This window comes from Bartonella sp. AP7XZML, assembly GCF_042195745.1.
In the GTDB taxonomy this organism is placed as follows: domain Bacteria; phylum Pseudomonadota; class Alphaproteobacteria; order Rhizobiales; family Rhizobiaceae; genus Bartonella.
In genome coordinates this window covers 70030-97029 of sequence record NZ_JBHIOT010000101.1, presented here as the reverse complement: position 1 = coordinate 97029, position 27000 = coordinate 70030, and the positions used below count along the sequence as shown (strand labels likewise).

General features: G+C 39.6%; 21 protein-coding genes and 2 pseudogenes. 5 read left to right on the top strand and 18 right to left on the bottom strand.

Going from position 1 to position 27000, the window contains the following annotated elements; translation table 11 throughout:
* From ACFILT_RS08660 to rpmE, 5 genes and pseudogenes are all read right to left on the bottom strand, one after another.
* Entirely contained in the window at positions 1 to 390 is a 390-nt protein-coding gene (locus ACFILT_RS08660; protein ID WP_375679908.1) for a hypothetical protein, read from the bottom strand.
* A 34-nt stretch (positions 391 to 424) separates the two neighbouring features.
* Positions 425 to 982 carry a hypothetical protein gene (locus ACFILT_RS08655; protein WP_375679907.1) on the bottom strand — a complete coding sequence of 186 codons (558 nt, stop codon included), beginning with the start codon at positions 980 to 982 and terminating at the stop codon, positions 425 to 427.
* A gap of 852 nt (positions 983 to 1834) precedes the next feature.
* Positions 1835 to 2081, bottom strand: a pseudogene (locus ACFILT_RS08650) (ABC transporter); the annotation flags it as partial.
* A gap of 206 nt (positions 2082 to 2287) precedes the next feature.
* A pseudogene (locus tag ACFILT_RS08645) lies at positions 2288 to 2527 on the bottom strand (ATP-binding cassette domain-containing protein); the annotation flags it as partial.
* A 246-nt stretch (positions 2528 to 2773) separates the two neighbouring features.
* Positions 2774 to 2995: a 50S ribosomal protein L31 gene (rpmE, locus tag ACFILT_RS08640; RefSeq protein WP_005774581.1), complete on the bottom strand. Its 222-nt coding sequence runs from the start codon at positions 2993 to 2995 to the stop codon at positions 2774 to 2776.
* A 187-nt stretch (positions 2996 to 3182) separates the two neighbouring features.
* Here rpmE and ACFILT_RS08635 point away from each other — a divergent pair, with 187 nt between their 5' ends.
* On the top strand, positions 3183 to 4973 hold the full coding sequence (locus ACFILT_RS08635; protein ID WP_375678376.1) for an ABC transporter transmembrane domain-containing protein: 1791 nt from the start codon (positions 3183 to 3185) through the stop codon (positions 4971 to 4973).
* A gap of 1186 nt (positions 4974 to 6159) precedes the next feature.
* On the opposite strand, the gene ACFILT_RS08630 is transcribed toward ACFILT_RS08635, so the two are convergent.
* The 6 genes from ACFILT_RS08630 to tkt all read right to left on the bottom strand — a co-directional run bounded on the left by ACFILT_RS08630 (position 6160) and on the right by tkt (position 14103).
* Positions 6160 to 6282 carry a hypothetical protein gene (locus ACFILT_RS08630; protein ID WP_375678375.1) on the bottom strand — a complete coding sequence of 41 codons (123 nt, stop codon included), beginning with the start codon at positions 6280 to 6282 and terminating at the stop codon, positions 6160 to 6162.
* Positions 6283 to 6938: 656 nt separating this feature from the next.
* Positions 6939 to 7280: a hypothetical protein gene (locus tag ACFILT_RS08625; protein WP_375679906.1), complete on the bottom strand. Its 342-nt coding sequence runs from the start codon at positions 7278 to 7280 to the stop codon at positions 6939 to 6941.
* Between the two features lie 756 nt (positions 7281 to 8036).
* Positions 8037 to 9068, bottom strand: a complete 1032-nt coding sequence (locus ACFILT_RS08620; RefSeq protein WP_375678374.1) for a class I fructose-bisphosphate aldolase — start codon at positions 9066 to 9068, stop codon at positions 8037 to 8039.
* Between the two features lie 108 nt (positions 9069 to 9176).
* Positions 9177 to 10370, bottom strand: coding sequence for a phosphoglycerate kinase (locus ACFILT_RS08615; RefSeq protein WP_375678384.1), 1194 nt, complete (start codon positions 10368 to 10370; stop codon positions 9177 to 9179).
* Positions 10371 to 10885: 515 nt separating this feature from the next.
* Positions 10886 to 11893: a type I glyceraldehyde-3-phosphate dehydrogenase gene (gap, locus tag ACFILT_RS08610; RefSeq protein ID WP_375611739.1), complete on the bottom strand. Its 1008-nt coding sequence runs from the start codon at positions 11891 to 11893 to the stop codon at positions 10886 to 10888.
* 203 nt (positions 11894 to 12096) lie between these two features.
* Entirely contained in the window at positions 12097 to 14103 is a 2007-nt protein-coding gene (tkt, locus tag ACFILT_RS08605) for a transketolase (RefSeq protein WP_375678372.1), read from the bottom strand.
* A 334-nt stretch (positions 14104 to 14437) separates the two neighbouring features.
* On the opposite strand from tkt, the gene ACFILT_RS08600 reads away from it, so the two are divergent.
* Both ACFILT_RS08600 and ACFILT_RS08595 read left to right on the top strand, forming a co-directional pair.
* Positions 14438 to 14713 carry a DUF4164 domain-containing protein gene (locus ACFILT_RS08600; RefSeq protein WP_005774573.1) on the top strand — a complete coding sequence of 92 codons (276 nt, stop codon included), beginning with the start codon at positions 14438 to 14440 and terminating at the stop codon, positions 14711 to 14713.
* Between the two features lie 12 nt (positions 14714 to 14725).
* Positions 14726 to 15115: a cell division protein ZapA gene (locus ACFILT_RS08595; RefSeq protein WP_375629691.1), complete on the top strand. Its 390-nt coding sequence runs from the start codon at positions 14726 to 14728 to the stop codon at positions 15113 to 15115.
* Between the two features lie 1474 nt (positions 15116 to 16589).
* Here ACFILT_RS08595 and pyk read toward each other — a convergent pair.
* Positions 16590 to 18026 carry a pyruvate kinase gene (gene pyk / locus ACFILT_RS08590; RefSeq protein WP_375678371.1) on the bottom strand — a complete coding sequence of 479 codons (1437 nt, stop codon included), beginning with the start codon at positions 18024 to 18026 and terminating at the stop codon, positions 16590 to 16592.
* Positions 18023 to 18511: a DUF1036 domain-containing protein gene (locus ACFILT_RS08585; protein WP_273790491.1), complete on the bottom strand. Its 489-nt coding sequence runs from the start codon at positions 18509 to 18511 to the stop codon at positions 18023 to 18025. Before ACFILT_RS08585 ends, pyk begins: the two co-directional genes overlap by 4 nt.
* Before the next feature lie 262 nt (positions 18512 to 18773).
* Between ACFILT_RS08585 and ACFILT_RS08580 the strand changes: the two genes are divergently transcribed.
* A complete protein-coding gene (locus ACFILT_RS08580; protein WP_005774567.1) occupies positions 18774 to 19034 on the top strand; it encodes a DUF2312 domain-containing protein in 261 nt (86 codons plus the stop codon).
* Positions 19035 to 19565: 531 nt separating this feature from the next.
* Here the strand turns inward: ACFILT_RS08580 and rimJ are convergent.
* From rimJ to ACFILT_RS08560, 4 genes are all read right to left on the bottom strand, one after another.
* Positions 19566 to 20129 (bottom strand): ribosomal protein S5-alanine N-acetyltransferase, encoded by a 564-nt coding sequence (gene rimJ, locus ACFILT_RS08575; RefSeq protein ID WP_375678383.1) that lies wholly within the window; start codon positions 20127 to 20129, stop codon positions 19566 to 19568.
* A 569-nt stretch (positions 20130 to 20698) separates the two neighbouring features.
* Positions 20699 to 22561 carry an ABC-F family ATP-binding cassette domain-containing protein gene (locus ACFILT_RS08570; RefSeq protein WP_375679912.1) on the bottom strand — a complete coding sequence of 621 codons (1863 nt, stop codon included), beginning with the start codon at positions 22559 to 22561 and terminating at the stop codon, positions 20699 to 20701.
* Entirely contained in the window at positions 22561 to 22947 is a 387-nt protein-coding gene (locus tag ACFILT_RS08565) for a hypothetical protein (protein WP_375613186.1), read from the bottom strand. Before ACFILT_RS08565 ends, ACFILT_RS08570 begins: the two co-directional genes overlap by 1 nt.
* Positions 22948 to 23047: 100 nt before the next feature.
* Entirely contained in the window at positions 23048 to 23683 is a 636-nt protein-coding gene (locus ACFILT_RS08560; protein ID WP_375621008.1) for a thiamine diphosphokinase, read from the bottom strand.
* Positions 23684 to 23830: 147 nt separating this feature from the next.
* On the opposite strand from ACFILT_RS08560, the gene ACFILT_RS08555 reads away from it, so the two are divergent.
* The gene (locus ACFILT_RS08555; RefSeq protein WP_375679905.1) at positions 23831 to 25408 is read left to right on the top strand and encodes a M48 family metalloprotease; all 1578 of its coding nucleotides are present in this window, start codon (positions 23831 to 23833) and stop codon (positions 25406 to 25408) included.
* 302 nt (positions 25409 to 25710) lie between these two features.
* Here the strand turns inward: ACFILT_RS08555 and ACFILT_RS08550 are convergent, their stop codons facing one another.
* Complete coding sequence (locus ACFILT_RS08550) at positions 25711 to 26622, bottom strand: RNA polymerase factor sigma-32 (protein ID WP_015856975.1); 912 nt, start codon at positions 26620 to 26622, stop codon at positions 25711 to 25713.
* Positions 26623 to 27000 lie beyond the last annotated feature (378 nt).

Genomic DNA, 27000 nt, shown 5'->3' with positions numbered 1-27000 from the left:
CTAGGTCTTTTTTCTCTTCTTTATCTCTCTCTCTTTACAAACCTCCATTGCCCTTTCAACCGTAGAGTAACAACAACTTTTATCAAAGGCAATATATCCTTCTTTCACCGTATCAATAAGCATCTTATAGTAAATGAAAGTTTCTCTTGCCGCCTTATAATCACTGGAAACATCATACAATAAGGATAGAAGCTCTCTTTTACAAATGCATAGTACACTACTGTCACCAGGCATACTCCCAAATCCTCCCAGTTTTTTTAGCGTTTCATATTCAGTATATTTAGGTATGTCTTCAAAGTAAATTTCCAGAGATGCTAAGTCACGATAGAGCCCTGAAGCTTTATCTTTTTGTTGCTGTTCGTATTCAGCTGTAATCATATCATCAATCATATATAACCACCAATGAAACAACAGCATTGTAGGCTTATAGCGCTTTTTTTTTCGTCAAAGGGTCCACAAACTTTCGTAATGTGACACCATTCTGTCTCATGAATCGCACAACTTTAGGATAAGTTTCTTTAAAAATTGGACGCATCATTAATTCATTTATTCTTTCGATGTGCTCAGCAGTAAATTCTACTTCCAGCGCCTTTTTATAGAGAAAAAATATATCTACATATCCTTGAGCACAAATATCTTGTACCATTGGATGCTGCTGTTTTTTAGATTCATAAGATTCAGAAATGTATCCAATTTTTTTTATCTCTAATATACTCCTTTCCCATTCCTTTACTTCTTCATCCCATTGTTTAATCCATTTTGGCGATATTTTTTGAGTTTTTTTAACAAGCCTTTGTTCCCATTGTGCAATAATATCTTGGTATATCGCGCACTCTCGATCTTTTAGCTGCCATAATTTCTCATATTGCTCAAGTTGTTCACTTAATTGCTTTTTCTGATAATTTGCTAACCAAAGACTATAGATTATGCTCCCTATTATAACTATTCCTACTATAACTATGAAAGTATCGTGATCACTCATTCTTGCTTTCTTTTATTCTCACCAGTATTTAACGCAGCTCTTTTATCGATCCCTCGATATTGTATCAATATGTATATAATTGATTCAGGATTTGCTATATATTCTATTTTTATGAAAAAAAATAAACAAAATATAGATATTTTTTCTGGTAAAATAAAACAATTTGTATTTAATTGTACTACTCTAATGATTTATGCACTTTTAAGAAGAGCTTTATAATTCTTAAAATGCACTCCCACAATATTGGTTCAAAGTACTCAAAAGCCTAACACAGCAAAACATGGCTGCGTGCTCACCTTGTTTTATAAAATTGATAAAAAGCGTCTTTCTACTCATTTATCGGCTCTTTTTTAGTAAAGCGACATCATCATACACTTTCCTAATCCCCTCAATATTACTACAGCCCCTAAAACTTGAGACGCTTCATGAAGAGGTTTTATTCTTTCTTTAAGTATTTTTACTTCACGCAATCTTCCCTGCTTGGTATATGCAAGAGACATGGTTTTGACTAATGCAACATAACCAAATTTGAAACGATAAATTCCATGTAAAATCTCTCATGAAAAACAATGAGTTATCATTATAAATCAACGTGACAGTGCTGTTATGAAGAGAACTCCTTGCTCATCTTAATAGTCCATAGCGTTTTAACTGGATATCGTTTTATATTTCGTCCACAGAAGTGTCTTTATAAAAATACTTCATCTCAGGAAAAAAAAGAACAGCCTATTAAAAAAGAAAAACATCTCAATGCTTGCCTTTCTTTTTTCCATGAGAGTTTCAAATTGATAAGCCTGTTTGAAAAGAGTACTGTTTATGGCCTTCAAAATACTGCTCTTGTATCAAGATCACTTACTCAGATGAAAATTGCAGTTGAGCCAAATGCGCATAAACATTATTTTTTATAATGAGTTGTGTGTTCCTCCTTCCACAAAAGCGCCTTTATCTATCACGAAAATACGATTAGCTTTTAAAATTGTTGCCAAACGATGTGCAATGACCAGGATTTAGGAATTTGCATCAATCCTTCTAAAGTATCTTGCACCAACTTTTCACTGTTTGCATCTAAAGCAAATGTTACTTCATCAAATAGCAACATTTTGATTTATAATAATAATTCATTGTTTTATATGTTGAATGAGAATTCTGAATATCATAGGATTCTCTCATTTCAAATCTGTTCCATGTTGAATCAACCAAAACTATGTTTCTTGCATGTCCCAAGCGGGGAAAACCCGCGTGAATAAAAAAACTATTAAGAAAGGACTTAAAATGCCTCTCATGAATCGTCTCAAATGCTAAAGGCTGTAGCAACATCCACGAGTTGGCAAATATAATGATGGTGCCGGCTTGCAGTAAGAGGGCTGCATTTCTTAAAATCGCGCGTGCAATACCAATGCGTTGTTTTTGCCCCCCAGAAAGCATAGTACCACGTTCTTCTACTTGCGTATCAAAAACGTTTGGTAAAGCTTGAATAAATTCAAATACATTGGCAGCTTTAGAAGCGGCAAAAATTTCCTCTCCATGGGTATGTTCAGTTCCAAAAAAAGAAGAAAAGTTTGCAATTATTTTATTTCAAGTCTTTATACTCTAGGGAAGAAAGGATTTATGCGTATATTTCAAAATGATTTTTGAATTTAAAAAACGCAACCACAATTATTTATAGACCCATCTGTTTATGTCGGATGCGTTTTTGAATTAATATTTAAAGTGCACTCTTTGATAGGATCAAAAACTCATCGTTTGCAATCGTTTTGTTTAAAACCCTTGTACCCCATAAAAAGGAGGCTTTTACATGCCAATATTACCAAAACGATTTTTGAACTTAGAAAGACGACCGCCACGGTCTACAAGTGTTTGGGACCCACCTGTCCATGCTGGATGCGTTCTTGGGTCAATATCTAGATTAAGGGTATCACCTTCTTTTCCCCAAGTGGAACGCGTCGTATATTGGGTTCCATCCGTCATTACAACGGTAATTTTGTGATAGTTGGGATGAATATTCGCTTTCATGCGTCAAACCTTTTGCGTTTATAGAATGAAAGAACACTTGCTCGTTTTTTTAAGTGCGCTTCCTTTGTCTTTTTGATACACTGATTTAAAGTATTTATTCCTATAGCCGAGCACGCATCAAAAAACAAGTGTTCAAGATACATCATTGTATCAAGTGTTACAAATCCAATACAGTGAGAAAAATTTTATGACATTACGTTCTCGTTCAGAAAAATCGACAAAGTCTTCCCCTAAGAAATCTTCATTCTCTTCGCTTGCAATTTTTGTTCCTTATCTTTTGCGCTATCGTTGGTTGTTTATCTTTGCTTTTCTAGCGTTATCTCTTGCTGCTCTAGTCACATTAGCTTTGCCTGTGGCTATCCGCCAAATGTTTGATCATGGGTTTTCTACTTCAAGCCATGGACATATCAATTTTTACTTTGGAATTTTGTTTATCTTAGCCTTGTTTCTCGCATTTGCTTCAGCAGCCCGTTATTATTGTGTTATCACCTTAGGAGAACGGATTGTTGCCGATTTACGGCGTGATGTGTTTGTCCATATTATGAAACTTTCTCCTGCTTTTTTTGATCGGTCACATTCAGGAGAGATTGTTTCAAGGCTTCTAACAGATACCACACAAATAAAATTAGCTGTGGGCTCTACCGCCTCTACCGCTTTGCGTCAGCTGATTATCGTGATCGGAGCCGTCGTGATGATGGTGATCACCAATGCTAAATTGTCTTTGTTGGTTTTAGCGGCTATTCCTGTTGTGGCCATTCCCTTGGTCGTCTTTGGACGTAAAGTTCGCTCTCGTACCCGCGCGGCGCAAGATCGTCTCGCAGATGCCAATGCTGTTGCTACAGAGCAGGTAAGTGCTATTCGCACTGTGCAAGCTTTTACCGCTGAAAAACTCGTTACAATACGTTTTTCACAATTGATAGAACGTGCTTTTCAAACAGCACGTGCTTCTGTAATCTTGCGCTCCTTTTTTACGGGGTTTGCAATTTTTTTGGTTTTTAGCAGTGTGGTTGCTGTTTTATGGATTGGATCGCGTGATGTTTTGAATGGAACGATGACAGGAGGGACATTAGGGCAATTTGTCCTTTATGCGGTTTTTGGAGCTTCTACTTTTGCGCAATTATCGGAACTGGGAGCAGAATTAATCCAAGCAGCAGGCGCTGCTGAACGGCTTGCCGAATTGTTACAAGAACAACCTACTATTGTAGCTCCTAAAAATGCTTTATCATTAGAGCAACCTGTTCGAGGTGAACTTGTTTTTGATCAGGTTGATTTTACCTATCCTTCTAGACCACAAGAGAAGGTTTTACGCTCGCTTTCATTTTCTGTAAAAGCAGGCGAAACGGTTGCTTTTGTTGGGGCTTCCGGAGCAGGAAAAAGCAGCATTTTTTCTTTGATCCTTCGTTTTTATGATCCGACAAATGGAACAATTCGGTTGGATGGCATAGAAATTAATCGCCTTTCTTTACAAGATTTACGCAGTGCAATTTCCTATGTTCCACAAGATGTTGCTATTTTTGATGGAACATTGCGTGATAATATTATTTTTGGAACTGAAAATACCCATGAAGAAGAAATCCTTGCTGCTGCTAAAGCGGCTAATGCACTTGAATTTATTCAAGCTTTACCAGATGGCTTGGATACGCAAGTAGGAGAACGCGGTACCATGCTTTCTGGGGGACAAAAACAACGCATTGGTATTGCGCGGGCAATTTTAAGAAATGCACCCCTGTTGCTGCTTGATGAAGCAACATCTGCTTTAGATGCAAACAGTGAAAAGTTGGTGCAAGACGCCTTAGAAGGGTTGATGCAAAACCGCACAACCTTGGTCATTGCACATCGTTTGGCAACAATTTTAAAAGCAGATCGCATTCTTGTTATGGATAAAGGCGCCCTTGTGGAAGAAGGAACCCATGCCGAACTTGTGGCAAAAAATGGCGTTTATGCTTACCTCGCAAAATTGCAATTTTCACCCGAATAAGTAATCTTGATACAAGAGCAATATCTTTAAGGGCATAAACAGCACTTTTTTCAGACAGGCTTATCAATTTAAATCTCTCATGGAAAAAAGAAAAGCAAGCATTGAGATGTTTTTCTTTTTTAACGGGTTGTTCTTTTTTCTGCGCAAGATGGAGTATTTTTATAAAGACACTTCTGTGTACAGAATATAAAATAATACCCAGTTAAATCGCTATGAGCTATTAAGATGTGCAAAGAGTTCTCTTCATAACAGCACTGTCACGTTGATTTATAAGGATAATTCATTGTTTTTCATGAAAGATCATGAATACCATAGGATTTTCTCATGTCAAACCCTCATAGTGAGTCAAACAAAATCGCTTGGCTTGCTCATCACAAGCAGAGTTGGCGTGTGAAGTAAAACGGTACAAGAAAGGAATAAAATACCTCTCTTGCCCCTTTACGTTCTAAGGGCTGTCAAAACATTGGGGCGCTGACAAAAGAGTATACGCTGGCAAAGAGTATAATGGTGCTCGCTTGCTGAAACCCTTATGCGGCTCACTTGATAGGCTCTAGGGACACAAGCACTACCCTAAAGACTGACCACACTCTTTAAAAAAACTGAATATGAAAATTTTTCATGCCCTCTCTCACCGCTCTAAACAATAGTGTTTACCGAAAATCATGACAAATTGTAATTCACAAATACGCTTCTCTATTGCAAGAGTATCCTTTTATTCTCTTTCAAAAACACGAACACTTTTTGAATATTGTTTACAGATCCGTCTTATTGAAAAAGAGCAAAGACTTTTTTAGCACTTTTGGGCTTCTTATAACTTTTGTGTGAGAGCACATGAGAAACAGCGTTTATAATAAACTGGCTTTTGGCAAAATCGTAAAATTTTATCAAATTTATTGTTTGTAAATATCACCATGACCACTGTTCTGCTCTTGCAGACACCGCAACCTCAAAACACCGTTCTCTTTGCTCATAAATTGTCTCTCCAGCTCTCTCTTTCAGGCATAGCCCATAAAAATAAGGATAGAGTACTTCGATTGAACACCATCTTCTCACCCCCTGCCCCATATATTTTACAGCTCTCAATTTTATAGCATCCCCTGTCGTGCTTTAAGAAGGCATTTTAACGATGATAAGAACATATACAAAGAAGATATATCTTTAGGGTATTTATGTTTAAAAGCTTGCACTAAATCATAATTTTTTTGTATAGCGAGCCAAGCATATGCAGAACTGACACCCTAACCATTTCAAACCATTCAGCTGTTTCAGTACCAGATAAGCCAAGTTCTACGATTATAGCTTCAACCACGAATTCACCGAAGTGCAGAGGATTTTCATCATTTTTTAGCACTCCCTCTTCAGTGATCCTCTAGATAATTAACTCATTCAGCATCTATACCAGCAAAGCGAAATATTATGTGCTAATTTTCCTTTACAGTCATTAACCAAGAACCCTCAAAATAACCTTTTAGTGAATAGAGATAAAAGGATGAGTCATTCAAAATCATTTGTTGATATAGCTATATCAAGAGCATCTAAAATACGCCTTAGTTGCTAAGTATAGGCGATTTTCCCCCTTTTATCGTATCTGCTTGTAGAAGACTTGAAACCCTTTATGTTTAAATCAAAAAATCATAATTGGATTATATTGCATAAAGATGCTTTTTCTCATTTTTCCATTTAACACACGATAAGTTACCATTTAGGCACGATGAGAAGCTTGCCCCTTATATCATGATTTCAGAACCGCATGAGAAAAACAAAATAAGCCGTTTTGCTGTCTTAAGGTTAAGGATGCCGTTAGGCGCAACTTGTAAAGGGTTGCCTTGAGGCTTAAGGACCCAAAGCTTGTTAGTCCCTTCATTAAAGCGGATCTGATGTCATTATTTTGGAGAGCGATTATTAAGAATTTGAGAGGCAGACAGCCTCTCATTTTTATTTGTATGCAAACGAATTGCACTCTATTTATTCAGGGAGAATAAGAACATACCCAGGAGGTGCTAAACGGAACAAGAGAGCGTCGTAACCCCACATAGCATACATGCAGCAAATAGAAAAAACGCCTTCACCAATTGCTAAGATTAATGTGAGCGATATACCGGCTTCATCTGCTGTTGCTTCGCGGCGTTGTAAGTAGTATCCGACAAAAAAGAAAAAGCACGCTAATCCACTCGCACCCGAAAAGAAGCTTAGTATGGCATGAACCGGTCCACGTATGTTGAACAGGATAAGAAAAATTGTGAAAGTAAATACTGTAAAGATCCCTTCGAATACCCCACGCACCATATTGCACAATTTTCGCATCATAATTGCAGAAAAGCTCTGTTCTGCGTATCGATTTTTTCTTTTGATGCTTGTATTCTTAGAAGATATACTGTTATTTTTAGAAGATATACCGTCCACAACTCCCCCCGTTTTAAGCCAAGATGCTATGAAGTTAGACATTTGTAATTATATCATCAAAAAATACAAGAAAAATTTATCCATTTTAACGAAAAAATAGGTGTTTTATTGAGGTGCAAATCTATTTTCTTTCGCAAGAGTTATTCAATTCGTTCGCCAATAGAAAAACTACCCCCATTGAAGAGGAAGCTATCCTGACGCAGAAAAGCTTCATAAGCTGTATTCTAATCCGCTCAGAAATCGCAACTCTCTAATCTACCCGCTTAATCCACCTTTAAAACTGCAATCAAATAAATTCTGCTGATGACAAGTAATGATAACATGAAAAAGAAAAAATATCACAATATCAAACTCTTCAATACAGTATGAGCTTTATGATTTTCACGCAAAAAGCAAGTGCCCACCCATGAACGACACCATACTAAAGTGCTGTGCACTCACAAATTTCCTAGCATTATTTCCCCTTCTCGAAAGTGCACCTCTCCCGCAATCTTATCTCTCGATAGCACCCATTAAAGACTTTTAAAAGGTCCAAGGAAAAAACTCTCTGAGAAAGCTTTCAAGCCTAAAATGCCCCCACCATTCTTATCATGATGAGGGCACCTAAAATCACGCAGAAACATGCAAAATCTCCCCGCATTTAAGAACAGGGCTTGTGCTTCAATCGCACGCTTTTTCTTGTTCTTTTGTCCATTGTCCCAAAGCCGCAAGATGGTTCATCCGAGAGCGATGACGAAATGCCTTCTGTGCAACAGCAATATTTTCATCTTTTCCTGCCCATGCTTTTAAGGCAGCTGCTTGCAGTGCTCGTCCATAGGAAAAGGTCAATTTCCAAGGCAATACGCCCAAAGAATTCATAGCAGATAAATGCGCCGTTGCTTCCTGATCAGACTGCCCTCCAGAAAGAAAAGCAATTCCGGGAACAGCGGCAGGAACAGTCTGTTTAAGCACTTGGACGGTCTTTTCAGCAACTTCTTCAACACTAGCCTTGCGAGCATCCTTTCCATCAATCACCATATTGGGCTTTAAAATCATCCCCTCCAAAAGAACACGAGCTTCAAACAATTCTTTAAAGACAGCCTGCAAAACAGTGCGTGTCACCTCAAAGCAGCGTGTAATTGAATGCCCACACGATGATCCATCCATCAACACTTCCGGCTCAACAATGGGCACAATATTGAACTCCTGACATAAGGCAGCATAGCGTGCAAGAGCTTGTGCATTTTGTCTTATGGCGCCTCTTGTTGGCAAAGTGTATTCATCAATAGCAATTACCGCACGCCATTTAGCAAAACGTGCTCCCAAAGCATAATAATCTTTTAGCCGCTCACGAAGACCATCCAACCCTTCGGTAATTGTTTCTTGGGGAAAAGCAGCCAAGGGCTTTGCACCGGTATCAACTTTAATCCCTGGCAAAGCGCCTGAATCCCGAATAAGATCCGTCAACATTTTCCCAGTTGATGCTTTTTGCCGAATGGTTTCATCAAATAAAATAACCCCAGAGATGGCGTTTTCCATCGCTTCTTTTGTACTAAAAAGCATTTCACGATAAGCACGGCGCTTATCTTCATTGGATTCAACACCAATGCTTTCAAAACGCTTTCCAATGGTCGCCGTACTTTCATCTGCCGCCAAAATACCTTTACCCGCATGCACCAAAGCAAGTGCAATATCTTCAAGCCGTTCATTCATAAAAAATTCCTCTTTATTTTGTCTTAATTTCTAAAAATGCGCAACACTATCAAAACACTCTACACGACCGTATAGTTTTTCTTTAACCTTCCCCTCCAAAGAAGCCCTTTAAGCCTGCATAAGGGCAAGAATACCAGGAAGAACCTTACCTTCCATCCATTCCAAAAAAGCTCCTCCAGCAGTCGAAAGATAAGTAAAATCATTGGCAACACCGGCATGATTAAGGGCAAAAACCGTATCGCCCCCTCCCGCAATTGAAACCAACTTTCCCGTCAAACTACGTTCTGCTACATGGCGTGCCACGGCAATTGTTCCCTTATCAAAAGGAGACATCTCAAAAACACCAAGGGGTCCATTCCACACAAGAGTAGCAGCTTCATCTATCGCAGCATTGATATGCGCAATAGAGCGCGTCCCAATATCCAATATCATGCCATCTTGTGGAATATCTTCAATGTCATAAAGACGATGCGGTGCATCTTTTTCAAAACGAAATCCAACGACAGCATCCTGAGGGAGCAAAAGCGTACAGTGACACTCTTGCGCTTTTTTAATGATTTTTTTTATCGTTTCCATCAATGCATGTTCACACAGTGATTTCCCTACATGGATACCTTGCGCAGCTAAAAAACTGTTAGCCATCCCCCCACCAATAACCAAGGAGTCAACTTTTTCCACCAAATGATTGAGCACAAAAAGCTTACTAGAAACCTTTGCTCCTCCCACAAGAGCAACCACAGGACGTGCTGGATTGCCAAGTCCTTTTTCTAATGCCTGCAATTCACCTTGCAAAGAGCGTCCTGCATAAGAAGGCAACAAATGCGTTATTCCCTCCACCGAAGCATGGGCACGATGAGAAACTGAAAAAGCATCATTAACATAGAGATCTCCATTATGAGCCAAAGCTTCTGCAAAAGAACAATCATTCTTTTCTTCACCAGCATAAAAACGAACATTTTCAAGCAGTAAAACACCACCATTTTGTAATGACTCAACTGCAACCTGCACCGCCGAACCGATACAGTCAGGAGCAAAAGCAACCGGCTGATTAATGATCTTTTCCAGCACTTGCACAACAGGACGGAGTGAAAACTCTTGCTCTACCTTTCCTTTGGGGCGACCACAATGAGAAAGCAGAATAAGTTTAGCACCACGCTTTTGCAGCTCAACGAGTGTCTCTTTATGTCGTACAAGACGCGTCTCATCGCATACCTTACCTTGCGCCATAGGAACATTAAAATCTACGCGCACCAGAACACGTTTACCCAAAACATCAACATCATCAAGTGTACGAAACCCCATCACTGCTTCCTCTTCACTTTCCATTGTTTCAAATAAAAACGCATCCAACAACCCTGCCCACTTTTCTTTCCACTTATCCCCCTCTTTGCTTTTACAAGAGATCCACGACAGCCTATCTCTCACCCTTTGCTTAATAAAAATCCAAAGCTTTTATCGTCAAATGTACAAAAGCCCACCATTGCTCTTAATCTTCATATTCCATTGTGGCAAACAAATGCATTGGCTCAACTTGATCTCTATTAAAGCTTCCTTTTACTTCTAGGAAAAAGAGTTTACATCTCCTGTTTTCTAACGTTTTCTCAAAAGGTATCTCGTTCAGATCTTACTTTTTAAAAGTTTACTCTTTCATGCATCTTTTAAAAGCACGTATTGACACAGTATTAAAACAAAACACATCATCAATTTTTCAATAGCCTCTTCTCTCTAGCGCATGAGAACAACAGCCTCTAACTGTTTTTCTCAAAATTGCACAAAAATGAGACTTTTCCCTATAAAAAGAAGACCCTGAGGTCCTCTTATATTGTCTTAGCAAAAGCCACAGCCGTATCACTCATACGGTTAGAAAAGCCCCATTCATTATCATACCAAACCAGAACGCGACAGAGCTTACCATCAATCACTTTGGTTTGATCATTGTGGAAAATAGCTGAATGAGGATTATGATTAAAATCACAACTCACGAGTTTCTCTTCTGTAGTGTCTAAAACGCCCTTCAAAGAACCTTGTGCAGCAGTAGCAATAGCTGTATTAATTTCTTCGATTGTTGTGGAACGCTTAGCGATAAATGTCAAATCAACCACAGAAACATTAGGGGTCGGAACACGAATCGATACACCATCAAGCAATCCCTTTAATTCTGGCAAGACCAATCCCACAGCTTTTGCCGCTCCTGTTGAGGTAGGAATCATAGAAAGAGCTGCCGCACGTGCACGATAAAGGTCCCGATGCATTGTATCCAATACAGGTTGATCACCCGTATAAGAATGGATTGTTGTCATAAAGCCCTTTTCAATGCCCACCGTGTTGTGTAAAACTTGTGCAACAGGCGCCAAACAATTGGTTGTACAAGAAGCATTTGAAACAACGCGATGCTCGCTGCTTAAAGATTGATGATTAACCCCATAGACGACCGTAAGATCTGCTCCTTCAGAAGGCGCAGAAATAAGAACACGCTTTGCCCCCGCATCTAAATGAGCACTTGCTTTATCACGTGCCGTAAAAATACCCGTACATTCCAAAGCAATATCGATATCCAAATCTTTCCAAGGCAATTGAGCAGGATCACGCTCTGCGCATACCTTTATTAAACCACCTCCCACATCAATAGCATCCCCTACCACCTTAACGATCCCAGGAAAACGCCCATGAACTGAATCATAGCGTAATAAATGGGCATTTGTTTCCACCGATCCCAAATCATTAATTGCAACCACTTCAACATCTTGTCGTCCACTTTCCACAAGTGCACGTAAAATATTGCGACCAATACGACCAAACCCATTAATTGCAACACGAACTGTCATTTCACATGTTTCCTCATCAATTTTTAAAAGCACAACATTTAAAACACAATAAATGGGTATTTCACCAATCCAAAATCATTAATTCCCACAATGTCAATATCTTGATCACTCACTCACTTATCCACAACAATGCACAAGATCATCCACAACACTGCACAGAATATGATGCCCTAAAACCACCCCATTCATGACAACACAAGCTGTCACTTTGTCTTTTCCTCTTTGATCTTTTCCAGCTCTTTTTCAACGGTAGCAACAACATTTTCCCAAGTAATACCAAAATGCGCATAAAGGGCATCAATTGTTCCACTTGCCCCAAAGCCCTCCATACCAATAAACACACCATCACAGCCAATAAAACGGTCCCATCCTTGGGCGACAGCAGCCTCAATGGCAACTTTAATCGGTGCATCTCCAATGAGAGCACGCTGATAGGAGAGAGATTGTTGAGAAAAAAGTTCAAAACAAGGCACAGAAACCACACGCGTTGGGATGCCTTTTTCTTCTAACACCGCATGTGCTTCCACTGCAATTTGCAATTCTGAACCAGAAGCAAACAGCGTCACTTGTGCATCATCGCTAGCTGTTAGAAATTCATAAGCACCAAGCATACAGAGATTTTCTTCTTCATACTCTTGACGCAAAAGCGGTAGATTTTGTCGACTTAAAGCCAAGGTAGAAGGCGTCCCGCATGCTTTCAAAGCCAATTGCCAACACTCGACTGTCTCCATAGCATCTGCAGGACGGAACACAAAATGATTAGGCATTGCACGCAGGCAAGCCAAATGCTCTACGGGTTGATGGGTCGGACCATCCTCACCAAGACCAATAGAATCATGAGTCATGACATAAATCACCCGCAACCCCATGAGAGAAGACAAACGCATAGCAGGACGCATATAATCAGAAAAGCATAAAAAGGTTCCCCCATAAGGAATAAAGCCGCCATAAAGGGCAAGACCATTCATCACAGCTCCCATTGCATGTTCACGAATTCCATAATGCAGATAGCGCCCTGAAAAATCTTCAGCAGAGATACTTTTCATCTGGCTACTTTTTGTATTATTAGATCCGGTTAAATCAGCCGAACCACCAATAGTCTCAACAACGACTTCATTGATCACTTCAAGAGCCATTTCCGAAGCTTTACGCGTAGCAACAACGGGGCGCTCTTCAACCAATTTCTGTTTATAAGTATCAATAGCGCCATCAAATCCGCCCACGAGATCGCCCCGCATCAATCTTTCAAACTCCACACGCTCTGAGACAGGAAGATCAGCAAATTTTTCTTCCCATTTTTGGCGTTTTTTAGCAGCATTGAGACTAGCCAAGCGCCAATTATCGAGAATATCGGCTGGAATAACGAAAGGCTCAGCATCCCACCCTAACGCGATACGGGTTTCAGTGATTTCTCGTGCGCCCAAAGGGGCTCCGTGAACTTTATTGGTACCCGCTTTATTGGGTGCTCCAAAGCCAATTGTTGTTTTACAAGCGATCAAAGTTGGTTTATCGGAATTTTGTGCCGCCTCAATAGCCCGCGCAATTGCTGCTTGATCATGCCCATTGACTTTATGTGTCTCCCAACCAGATGCCTTAAAACGCGCAATCTGATCTGTACTGTCAGCAAGGGAAATCTCTCCATCGATAGAAATATTATTATCGTCCCACAACACAATAAGCTTATTGAGTTTCAAATGACCAGCAAGGGAAAGTGCTTCTTGAGATATCCCTTCCATAAGGCATCCATCGCCCACCAACGCATAAGTGTAATGGTTGATAAGATCACCAAAACGAGCATTTTGCAAACGCTCTCCAAGAGCCATCCCCACAGCATTAGCCAACCCTTGTCCAAGAGGACCAGTCGTTGTTTCGATTCCTGCCACATGCCCATATTCTGGATGTCCAGCAAGCTTTGCTCCTAATTGGCGAAAATTTTTGAGATCTTCAATGCCAATATCTTCATAACCAGAAAGATACAAGAGAGCATAAAGCAACATAGACCCATGTCCTGCTGATAACACAAAACGATCACGGTTAGGCCAGCGAGGTTTTTTGGGGTCATGAGCAAGGAATCTTGTATAAAGAACCGTAGCAATATCGGCAGCTCCCATTGGCAAGCCCGGATGACCAGAATTTGCTTTTTCAATCGCATCAATAGCAAGAAAACGGATAGCATTGGCCATCTGATTCTGTTGGTGGGTGTTTGTCATGAATAATCGACCATTTCGTTAAATACGTTATTCTGTTGCTTTTTCCGTATTCTCTTAAAATTCTCAAGAAATACTATTTTCTAACCATTAGCGTGAGACTTTTTGCCACCACTTCAATAATATTAATAACATTCCCCTCACGCGTTCTGTATATCCATGTCATTTATGCCAATACGCGCAAAAAATCCAGCTTTTAATTTATATCTATCCCCTGCTTTGCTTGCTAAAATATCCTACATACTTAAAAATAAAATGCACACAACACAAGAGTGAAAGTGATTCGTTTTTGCATAACACATTGATAAAGGATACAATTACCCAAAGGATAAAAGCAATGAACCAAGAGACTACAGTTCTACAAGATGCTTTAGAGCACCTAGAAAAGGCACTTAGAACTTTAGAGATCACCATAATAAACCGCAATGCCGTTATTGATAAAAATAACGAATGGGAAGAAGAAATCCAACGAATGAATGCTGACCGCAGCCATCTTGCCCAAGCGCTTGACAAAGCTGAAGCCCAAATTGAACGCTTAGAGTCCGTAAACAAAGAAGTTTCCAAACGTCTTATTAAAGCAATGGAAACAATTCGTGTTGTTATTGATAGATAAAGGTTTGAATATATGGAAACTGTTTCCGTTACCATTGATGGTAAAGTTTATCGCATGGCTTGTGACAAAGGACAAGAACGTCGTCTTATTGCGCTTGCTGCTCAATTGGATCAATATATCACACATTTAAAAAACAATTTTGGTGAAATTGGCGACCATCGTTTATCGGTTATGGCTGGCATAATGATTATTGATGAAATGGAAGAAATAAAACGAGAAAATAAAAAATTACAAGAAGACTACAATACTCTTTTACGACTCCACAACGAAAGAGACCGCACCATGGGGAAAATTATGCGTGACACCACACAACGCATTGAAAATCTCACCAACCAATTGCTCAAAGATGATCAAAACTGCACAAACCTTCAAGAACAAGAACAGGAACAGGAAGATTTCTAAAAAGTACATCAGCGCGTAATAAACCAGAGATTTGACTTGTCCGCCACATCTCACAGGATAAAAATTCTTAAACCCACACCAGTGTGTAAACAGTCTGGTTTTTTATAGGAAGGATTCCAGCTACTCACGACTTATGGGATTAACTTAAACCTCAACAAGAAAGCCCTACCCTGAATATTTCACCTCCGCACAAACGCTTCCTATATCAAGGAGACTGCCTTATATCACCACATTTCAAATGAGATGTCTTTTAACCGCGCAATAAGATAACAAAATCAACATCATTGTAAAAAAATCATATAAATGACAACAGCAACAAACAAATAAAGCACCCTTCGAAAAAAAGAGCTATATTCATGTTCCCTATGAATGCATGCCCAAAAATCCTTGCCCCTTAGATAATATCAAGCAGATTCAATATATATTAAAAAATAACCTTATCTATTATACCGTAAAACACCGCTATTTGATACTATAAGCACCATGGAGTCTTTGCACCTGAGATGTCCATCCGATGAAACCCACCGAAAAGAACCGTATCATTTATAAACCAGCGTGAATTAAGTATTTTCATCCTTTAGAGCAGGAAAAAAGTCAAACCCGAAGAGTATGTTAATCTCATACAACCTCAAACATCATAAACAACAATAATAGCTCTTGAAAACATCCTCTACCGCTATTTTTATCCTTATAACAAATAATCCATATTTCTCTCCCCACCCCTCAAAATCTCCAAGCTTAATAAAAGAAAGAGCAAGTCGGCATCATCATTATAGTCAGCCCTCAATATTGCGATAGCCCCCTTGGCTCGTAAAACGATTCATAAGAGGTATTTTTGTACAGTTTTTACCCACATGTCCCACCCGCTTATGACGTACAAGCAAAGAGTTATGATTAACAAAACATAAATAAATTTAAGAGAATCTTACGGAATTCGGGGTTCTAATTCAAGTTTAATAACGATAAATTATCATTATAAATCAATATGTTGAAAATGCTTCGACAAAGCATATTTTAAAAACACATTCACCCATCACTTTTTCTCATAACATACCAGTACGATTTTTTAGGCACATAATTTTAATTTTATTCAATTCTGTTTGCAAAAGTTTAAAATGGGAAAAATTTCAAGGCTCTTATCCAAAAAGCGAAAGAATGAACTCTCATTATCAATAAACATCTCGTTCGTATAAACATCAATAAAGCAATCCCCAATCTGTCTCAATGAAATAAAAGGGGGCTCCCATTAAATGCCTACCGTAAAAGCAGTTTCCTCAGAACTAAAACAAAATCAACAGACAACATCACCGCATCTGCTCCCATCCCCAAACTGGACGACCTAACGCAATACCTTTCTATCTTACGATAGAAGATAAAAGAATAATGGGTCTATGGAGGCATTCACAAGAGGCGCACACCCGTTGTTTTTAAAGCCTGTTCAAAGGCGCATGAAAAAACACCATGCGTAAACGGCTCAAATCCCTTTCGTTCCATCTTGAGAGACAGAAGCAATACGCAAGAGATTTGTCGCACCGGGCGTTCCAAGAGGAACACCGGCTGTTACAAGGAAACGATCCCCTCCTTGGCAAAAGCCTTCCTGAAATGCAATGGCTGCTGCTCGATCAACCATATCTTCTAAATTGCGAGCATCTTGCGTGACCACACAATGAAGCCCCCAAACGAGAGCCAAACGCCTTGCTGTTTCCACAATGGGCGATAAAGCAATAATCGGTCTATTAGGGCGTTCACGAGAAGCGCGTACCCCCGTTGTTCCTGAAGCCGTATAGGCAACAATAGCTGCTAATTCAAGTGTTTCAGCAATCTGACGCGCGGCAAGAGAAATCGCATCTGTTCCTGTTGATTCTGGTGCTGGATGTTGTGCCCCAACCTGAGCGGCATAAGTATGATCTTGTTCGATTTGCCGCGCGATTCGGTCCATCATAAGCACAGCTTCTTCAGGATAGCGACCAGAAGCAGATTCAGCAGACAACATCACCGCATCTGTTCCTGCATAAACTGCTGTAGCAACATCCGACACTTCTGCGCGTGTGGGAACAGGAGATGTGATCATTGATTCGAGCATTTGTGTTGCCACCACAACCGGTTTTCCAGCTAAACGACAAGCTTTTATCAACTCCATCTGAAGTGCAGGGACCTTTTCCAGAGGCATTTCCACACCGAGATCACCCCGTGCAATCATAATACCATCGGAAATTTCAATAATCTTCTCTATATGCTCCAAGGCTTGAGGCTTTTCGATTTTAGCCATCAAAGACACCTTGCTTTTCATCAATCGACGCACCGCTATAATATCTTCTGGACGTTGAATAAAAGAAAGAGCAACCCAATCAACAGGCTGCTGTAAAAGAGCCTGAAGATCCTCCTTATCTTTTGACGTCATCGAATCAAAAGGCAAAATTGTATCGGGAAAACTGACACCCTTTCGATCAGAAATACGGGTTCCAGCAACCACGCGACACTGTATAGTATGACCATCACAAACTTGCGCACGCAGTTCCAGCCTTCCATCATCAATCAACAACCGATCCCCTGGTTTAACAGCCGAAAATACATCCTCATGAGGGAAAAAAACACGCTGTGCATCACCAAGAACATCGCGATTATCTAATGTAAAGCTTTGCCCAACACGCAAATCTTCTTGCCCCTTAGCAAAACGTCCCACACGCAGTTTTGGCCCCTGAAGATCCACCAAAATACCTATGGGGCGTCGAACTGTTTTTTCAACTTCTCGTATAGACTTGACCAAATCACCCAGCATATCACGATCAGTATGGCTCATATTAAGACGAAAAACGTCTGCCCCTGCCCTAAAAAGCTTCTCAATCATCAAACGAGAAAAAGAAGAAGGACCAAGAGTCGCAATAATTTTTACTTTACGTGCACGTTTCACGGTGGAGAATTTCCTGAAAGAGAAGGTATAACTGAATTGTTTAACAAAGACTCATCCGTCAACTGTACCATCCAACTGGTTTGATTTCCGGTATCGATCTCTTTAAATTCAGCCTTTTGATATCCTCGAGGGAAACAATCATGAACCCCTTGAATGGTAAATTGGCTATCTTGTACACACATGGTCACAGAGCCTGCCCAGTTCCCTTTTTTTTGTGCCCCTTCCGCATAAAAATAATAAAACCGTGAAGCAAGAGGCCCCTCAATTAAAGTTTTACATTCCGTCACTGGTACCGTCCACCAGCCTTCGCTCACCCACCCTGAAAATGTACGATATCCAAGAGCAACCCCTACAGACTGTTGGGTTGTATTACAAACTCTAAAGTCAGCTTTTGCAAAAACAACAAGGGGAAACAAGAGCAAAATGCTCAAGAGAAAAACTTTTAATCCTTTCTGAAACACCCAATATCGCTTTTTTAAAATCACAAAACTTCCTCTATAATGCCAAATTCTCAAAACAAATTACACATTTCTTTTTTTAAAGCTTTTCAAATCTAAAACGTATATTTTTATATTTTTCTTTTTATAGCCCTTTTATCAATGCATATATCTTAAAAATTTTACAAAATATTTAAAGTCAATTTGTAAAAAAGCTGTGTAGCTTGATTTACTTTTTGTTTTCAAGCTTTTTTAACATAAATTCGTCGTCGAAAAACAACTTAAAATATATAACTTGGAGAAAAATACAATGAACGATACAGTAACCGATCAAACACACGCTATATCCGTAAACCAATTACGCTCTTTTATCGAACGTATTGAACGACTAGAAGAAGAGAAAAAAACCATTTCTGATGATATTAAAGACGTTTACACTGAACTTAAAGGCTCTGGTTTTGATAGTAAAGCTGTTCGAAGCATTATACGGCTGCGTAAAAAAGAAGAGCATGAAAGAATGGAAGAAGAAGCAATCATTGAACTTTATAAAAATGCGCTTGGTATGAATTAAAACCATTGATAACATTGGAAATTTTCTTAAGAAAAGAAAATACAAAAAACAAATGAATGTATAAAAATTTCACCCAAACAATAAGCCGTTTGTGTAACTTGTAACGAGACTATCGGTCACAGAATACACAATATTGCAACAGCCCTCACATTTAAAAGGATTTATACAGAGAATTTTTATTCTTGTTCTTCAATAATTTTTATCCACATAAACCCTCACTTGTATGCCAACCTATGCCAACTCAGTTTGTGATGTGCAAGAGAGGTGTTTTTATGATTAAACATCAATAAATTTGAAATGAGAAAGTCTTCCGATATTGAGGACTCTCTTCAAATTGAAAAAAATGAATTATGATGATAAATCAATTTATTATCTACGAAAAGAAACATATGAAAGCGGTCAGCCGTTGAAATCCGCTAAACGAGAGTCTGAACTGTTTACAAAAGAAGAGGTGGTTAAGGATCTTCGTCTTTTAGGATAGGGAAAAGTGCAGCATATTTACACATTTGATAAAAAGACCCTTAACAAACTTTATTCGAATCTATTAACGGCCTCATAAAGATCATTGATTCGAGAGGTTAGAATATGATCTCTCCATTTTCCAGAAATCATCAAATAGTCTTTAGCATAGCCTTCTTTTTCAAAATGAAGGCGTTTTAATAAACGTTCGCTTTTTATGTTCTCAGGTCTATAATTTGCCATCACTCTATGCAGATGATAAATATGAAAGATATGGCGTATTAGAGCCGATAAACTCTCAAACATGAGACCTTTTCCTTGTTGTTTTTCATCAAGAGAAAAACCAAGATGACAGGCTTGAAAAACACCCCGAACCACATTTGTAAAATTCACAACACCGATGACTGTGTTTTCATTTTTTAATCGTACAGCATATCGATATGCTTGTCCCTGTGCGCTTTCATAAGCAAATGCATTGGCTCGTGTTTCCCAAGCTGTTAGGCTGTGGTAACCATCAGATCTAACAGGTTCAAAAGGACGCAGATGATTCGCATTACGGAGGAAATAAGAAGACAGTTCAGCTGCATCTTCTAAACCGATCAATGTGGAAACTGTTCGCTTTGTTTTAATTGCCATCATTTTCTCCTCCTAGAAATGTTGCAATAACACGTTGATTTATCTTAACAAATCATCATTTTTAAACTAAAATCATAACATCGAATACAGACAGCTTTCCTCATCACAACACTTCTCACGTTAGAATTAATAAGGATCATTTGCTTTTCCGTCATAAGTGGGGTTGGTGTATTTAGGATATAAGGTAAAGACAAGGGCATGTTTCTTACGAATGCTCTCAAATTCCAAAGGAGCTGCAAGCAACATTGGGGACTGGCAAGGTATGCAATGGAATTGGCGTACTTCCATATACGAAATTTTGAAAAAACTCACGGCAAAGGTAGTTTTGTTTCTTTGCCTTGTAAACGAAGAGCATGCTTGTTTTGCGCTACCATATCACTGCCCCCCGTATACAAATCCCAATAACCATCGCCTTGAAGTGCTATATGTTACAGTACGATCTAAAAGTCTCTACCATAACTCGTCAATAATACTCTTCCCGCTAAATCAGCCAAAAACTCTTGTAACAAATCAAAGAAAAGCGATGATGCAATACGAATTAAAATGCTTAGATATTAATATCTAAAACATTACCGTGAACACGCTTCCATTTCTTCGCGTAAAATTTCAAGTTCTAACCATTCTTCTTCTTTTTGTGTGCAAGTATTTTTCTTTTTTTCCAACGTTGTTGATAAACGTTCAAAACGCTCTTTATCACTGCGATAAAGGGCTGGATCAGAGAGTTCTTGCTCAATTTTTTTGATTTCGTCCTGTAAAACAGCAATTTCTTCAGGCAATTTTTCCAATGCATAAACCTGCTTATAAGACAATTTACCTCGTGTTTTTTTCTCCCGCCCTATCAAGCTACCATCTGTTGATGTGTCCTGCTTTGAAAGCTCTCCCGCATGAGATTTTGAAGGTGCTTTACGCTGCGATAATTCTGTTTTTTTGCGTTGTAAACGAAGAGCATGCTGGTTTTGCGCCATCATATCACTGTAGCCGCCCGCATACAAAACCCAATGACCATCACCTTGAGGTGCCAACATATGCGTTACAGTACGATCTAAAAAGTCTCTGTCATGGCTGACCAACAATACTGTCCCCGCAAAATCAGCAATAAATTCTTGCAACAAATCCAAAGTTTCCATATCCAAATCATTGGTCGGTTCATCAAGAATCAAAAAGTTTGCAGGACGCGAAAGAAGGCGTGCAAGCATGAGGCGTGCTCTTTCTCCCCCTGAAAATTCTTTAAGGGGTGTGCGTGCTTGTTCAGGCAAAAATAAAAAGTCTTTCATATAAGAAACGACATGCCGCTCCAGCCCGTTGATCACAAGAGTATCACCTCTTCCCCCCGTTAAATAATGAGCTAAAGTTTCTTCTTCATTTAAAATACGTTGCTGATCAAGCAATGCCATAGAGAGGTTATAGCCATGCCTCACCGTTCCGCTATCCACAGCTTCTTGCCCAATTAATGTAGAAAGGAGCGTTGTCTTTCCGATACCATTGGGCCCGACCAAACCGATTCGATCACCCCGCTGAATGCGCAAAGAGAAATCTTTCACGATAATGCGATCACCATAGGATTTTGAAATTTTCTTTGCTTCAAGCACCAATTGCCCAGAATCATGACTTTTCGCTGCTGACAAAAGTGCATTTCCCGGCTGCCCTTTATAGGTTTGATGACGCTGTCTTAAGTCTTTTAATTCGCCTAAGCGCCGTACATTACGCTTACGCCGTGCGCTCACGCCATAACGCAACCATTGCTCTTCACGAGCAATTTGGCGCCCCAATTTATGCTGTTCGATGGCTTCTTCTTCCAGTGCTTTATCACGCCAATTTTCAAACTCAGAAAAACGCTTTTCCAGCCTTTTGGTTGTGCCACGATCAAGCCATACCGTTGACCGCGTAACATTTTCTAAAAATCGCCGATCATGGGAAATCACCACAATCGCTGAACGCAAAGAAGCCAAAACAGCTTCCAGCCATTCAATAGTTGGTAAATCAAGATGATTGGTTGGTTCATCTAAGAACAAAATATCGGGCTTTGCAGCAATGGCCCGTAACAATGAAACACGCCGCTTTTCGCCTCCCGAAAGCGTTTCCAATTTTTCCGCCCCAGAAAACCCTAAATTTGTGCGAAGCGTATTGATCCACTGGACATCAGATGTATCGTCCAGCCCCGCTTCCATATAAGCATTAATATCTTCAAATCCTGAACAATCCGGATTTTGTGAGACATAACGGAGCGTTACTCGCGGGTGGCGAAAAATTTCGCCACCCTGAGGTTCTAATATTCCTGCGGCAATTTTTAATAAGGTCGATTTTCCACAACCATTACGGCCAACCAACGCAATACGCGCCCCCTGCTCAATCGATAAAGAAGCTTGATTGAGCAAAGGCGTTTTTCCAAAATTTAAGAAAATGCGGTCAAGCCGCAGAAGCGGCACCGCCATTAACGAACGCGGCGCGGACAAGGTGCTTTATACATCACCCCTCTTGCATCACGGTAAGCACACAATTGCCGTACAGGGACTCTCTGTCCACAAGGTGCTTGGTAAACATGCCCTCTACGACCACGATACGTGCACAATTGTGATGCCTGTCTTTGTTGTTTTCTTTGATTTGCAGCTGCACCTGTTACTGTTCCAGCCAAAGCACCAAATGCTGCACCGGTAAGTGCTGCTCCAGGCGTACTTCCAGCAATAGCAGTTCCAGCCAAAGCACCGATTGCTGCTCCTCCTACGCCATAACGTGCAACGCGTTCATCGTTTGTAGTACAAGCGACTGAACTGAAACCAATGGCTGAAACAACAGCCACTTTAAAAATTGATTTTAACATATCAAAACCTTTCCTTCTCAAGATCAATACATATATCGTTTATGTCGGCACTTCATCACTAGGCCCCCCCCTGCCTTATTCAAAATATATTGGAAGAGCTTTATGGAATAGGTACAGACGCTAACAATATAGCTTTTCCAGAACCTAAATGGCAAGAAAAGGTTCCACAAATACGGTTAGAAAGTGTTAAAGAAGAGCCAAATGACACATTTTTGTCACAAATTGGCCATTTTACCCCTTTAAGAGTTAAACTTTTTAAATCAGAAAAACCGATAATACTAAACAAACATCCCTTAGGCAAATCATACGAACAAGGTTTTGACAAAACCGGCCAACCTTCTTCCAAACCGCTTGTCAACAACACTGAAATACCCCTTTCAGCCATCATCAACGCTTGCGTCATATGAGAAAGGCTATGATCACTTCGCTCCCCTCCCAAAGCACCACACAAAATAAGCTTTTTAGCGCCATTTTGCAGCGCTCTTTCACATGCCAGAGCACTATCTGTCATATCTTTATCAGAGGGAAAAACTTCACGCGGAACATGACTATATTGACGTATTAAGTTCTCATCTGATGAATCAAAGTCCCCTAACCACAACTCAGGCGTCACATTAAGCGCTGCCGCATGACGCATACCACCATCAGCAGCAATTACCCGACTGTTTTGAATTTGATTAAGCAAACGATCAGTGATATGAACATCCCCATTTAATAATATCGTAAATGTTGTCATGCCATACTTTGCCTTTCACAAAATTTTCTTTACAGTGCATCTTTTTATAAGTGAGAGTCATTTTTTATAAACAAAAAGCGTGATATAGCCAAACGAATCCTTATTCTTAATGCCTTTTTTAAAGAAACATACGATACAAAGATACAAATGCAATTTGCCAAATTACTCCGCAGAAATAATGTACACCATGGTCCAACGCACCCCATTTTTCACCGCAATTTTCTTTTTCGCTCTTGCCTGTATAAAGCAACTTTCATAAGTCTAACGTTTCTCCTTTCAGCTTGTCATACACCCTTTTCTCAAAATGATAGGTTTTCTTCCACTTCTTCTAAAACGATCAAACGTACCAACAACCACAATATCTATGTCACATTAAGCGCTCTGCAACACCCACGTATTTTGCAAATGTATGGTGGCGCTTATCATGATGCAAAACTTGAACACCTTTTAGCAAAGATTGTCCGTAAACTAGCAGTTGCATCCCATAGTTCTCATCAAAGCTATTCTGTAACAATTTTAAACTCAGAAACTATCAACGCTTTTGCGCTCCCCAACGGCTCGATCTACATCACTCGTGGTATGCTGGCATTAGCCAATGATTCTTCAGAAGTTGCAGCCATTTTAGCCCATGAGATAGCACATATCAGAGCCAATCATGGCATTTTACGCCTGCAAAAAGAAGCCCAATTAAAGATGACCAATCACATGTCTTCACGTCTTCTTTCTTCTATTGGCAAAAAACTTCATAACCCTATGCAAAACAAGCAACAACTCGCGCAATTTTCCCGCAATCAAGAGCTGGAAGCTGATTCCCTTGCACTCGAAATGCTCCAACAATCAGGATATGATCCATTTGCTTCACCGCGCTTTCTTCAAACAATGGAAGCCTACAGTGCTTTGCGTAATATCTCTGGCACCCAAAATGCCTCTCTAGATTTTTTAGCCTCCCACCCAACTACCCCTCAACGCATTCGGCTTGCGATAGAAAAAGCGCGTAAAATCAGTAAAGGGAATAGTAAAATATCCGATCATGATTCTTTTCTCAAAAGCATTGATGGCATAATTTTTGGAGGAGGCTTTTATACAGGTTTTGTACGAGGCAACCAATTTATTCACCCACAATTGCGCATAGCTTTTTCTGTTCCAAACAATTTTACAATAGAACATTCAGCACATACTGTTTGGGCCAGTGGACCAGATAAAATTGCGATTCGTTTTGATGCTATTCCACATCCTGCTGAAATATCTGCGAGTGATTATTTGAAAAGCGGCTGGATTATCGGTCTAGATCAATCATCTATCCGCCCCATCACAATTCAAGGGCTCCCCAATCAAGAATTTATGCGCCAAGAATCCCAAAGCCAAAGTTTACTTGGAGCGCGGGCCCATGCTACCAATGATCAATGGCAATTTGATGTGATTGTCATTCCATTCAACAACCACATCTTTCGTTTTTTGACGGCCGCTCCACATAATTCTCGAAATTTTGCAGAGGTTGCCCAAAAAACGCTACAAAGCTTTCATTCTCTTTCATCTTCACAGTTAAAAAAATTGCAGCCCTTAAAAATCCGTGTTGTCCGTGTTAAACAAGGAGAAACCGTTGCCAATCTTGCAGATAAAATGCAATACACACCATATAAAGAAAAACTCTTTCGCATCCTCAACGCCCTCTCACCAACGCAAACTTTACCCGCAGGTACAAAAGTGAAAATTATTACAGAATAAGCCTTTTTTCTCATCCGTTACAGTTTTGATTCTTTTCTGTCTGTATCACGCCCTCCCCCTTAAAGCATATTCGAAAATAAAGAGGAACACTTTAAAATCCAACTTCATCATGCCTTTATCCTCCGTTTGATATATATTTCCTCCAACTAACAGCCCCCTATCTTCCTCTGTTTATCAGTAGCGCTCCCAAGGAGGCATATTCCTAAACAAATTCGGCCATCCCCTAAAACTGACTTTATCATATTCTCATATGCCCCCACTTAATACATTCTCTTTCCTCCCCCCCCAAAGCCTTTCACTGCTTATATATCGTAAGCGTCTTCTGAATGAACCGTAAGGAGAGCAGAACGCAATTTTTGCAAAGCCCTAGCTTCAATTTGACGCACGCGCTCTTTCGAGATTCCTAACTTTTCACCTAAAACTTCGAGAGTCGCCCCCTCTTCATTTAAGCGACGAAAGCGAATAATTTCCAACTCCCGTTCGTTGAGAATTTGCAACGCATCGTAAAGCCATTGTGTACGCCGTTGACCATCAATGACTTGCTCAATTAAAGCATCAGGAAGAGGACTATCATCCACCAAAACATCCATCTTAGCAATGGGATTATCACTATTCTCAGAAACAGAAACACTCAAGGAATTATCAGAACTGGAAAAACGAAAATCCATCGTTTCAACATCGCGCACGGAAACACCGAGTTTTTCAGCGATTGTGCGAAAAATATCCTGTTTTGACAAAGCACTATCATCTTGTATCAGTTTTGCACGCAAACGCCGAAGATTAAAGAAAAGTGCTTTTTGCGAAGAACTCGTTCCCCCTCGAACGATTGACCAATTTCGCAAAATATAATCTTGAATAGAAGCGCGTATCCACCACGTTGCATATGTTGAAAAACGCACTTCCCGATCAGGTTCAAAACGTGCAGCTGCTTCCAATAGTCCCACATACCCTTCTTGTACCAAATCCCCCAAAGGCATTTTGAAACGTTTAAAGCGATTAGCAATAGCAATCACTAAACGCATATGAGCCGCTGCAATTTGATGCATGGCATCATCATCACGTTTGTCTTTCCACCGCAGAGCCAAATCATGCTCTTTTTGTCGTTCAAGATAAGGTGCTTGCATAGCAGAACGCATCATATTACGTCCTAAGCTTTTGTCTGCATCGCTATAATTTTTGCTGCTTTTATAAACAGCATTTGAAAGATTACCCATAATAACCCCTTGCGATTAAAATTATCAAAATTGATTTGGCAACGACATCATTGTTCTTCGCTTAAAAAGAACGCAAAAGTTGTTAACTTCTGTGACCACTACTTTAACGTGTAATTTTATAATCGCAATTGTTTTTTTTACTGTCATGGTAAAACTTCTTGACATAAGACACAATTTCACCTGCAAAATGCCTTTACAATATGCCTTTTAGCCTATGAAATATTTGAAAAAACTTTCTCTTCACTTTTCATGACAAAACAGCAAAAAAATAAAGTGATCATGCAAAAGAAATGCCGTTTTTTGATAACCGGTTCCGTTTCCTTTTAAATTGAAGAATTTATTTATGCTTTTAGCTTTACAATACAACTAATAAGTGTA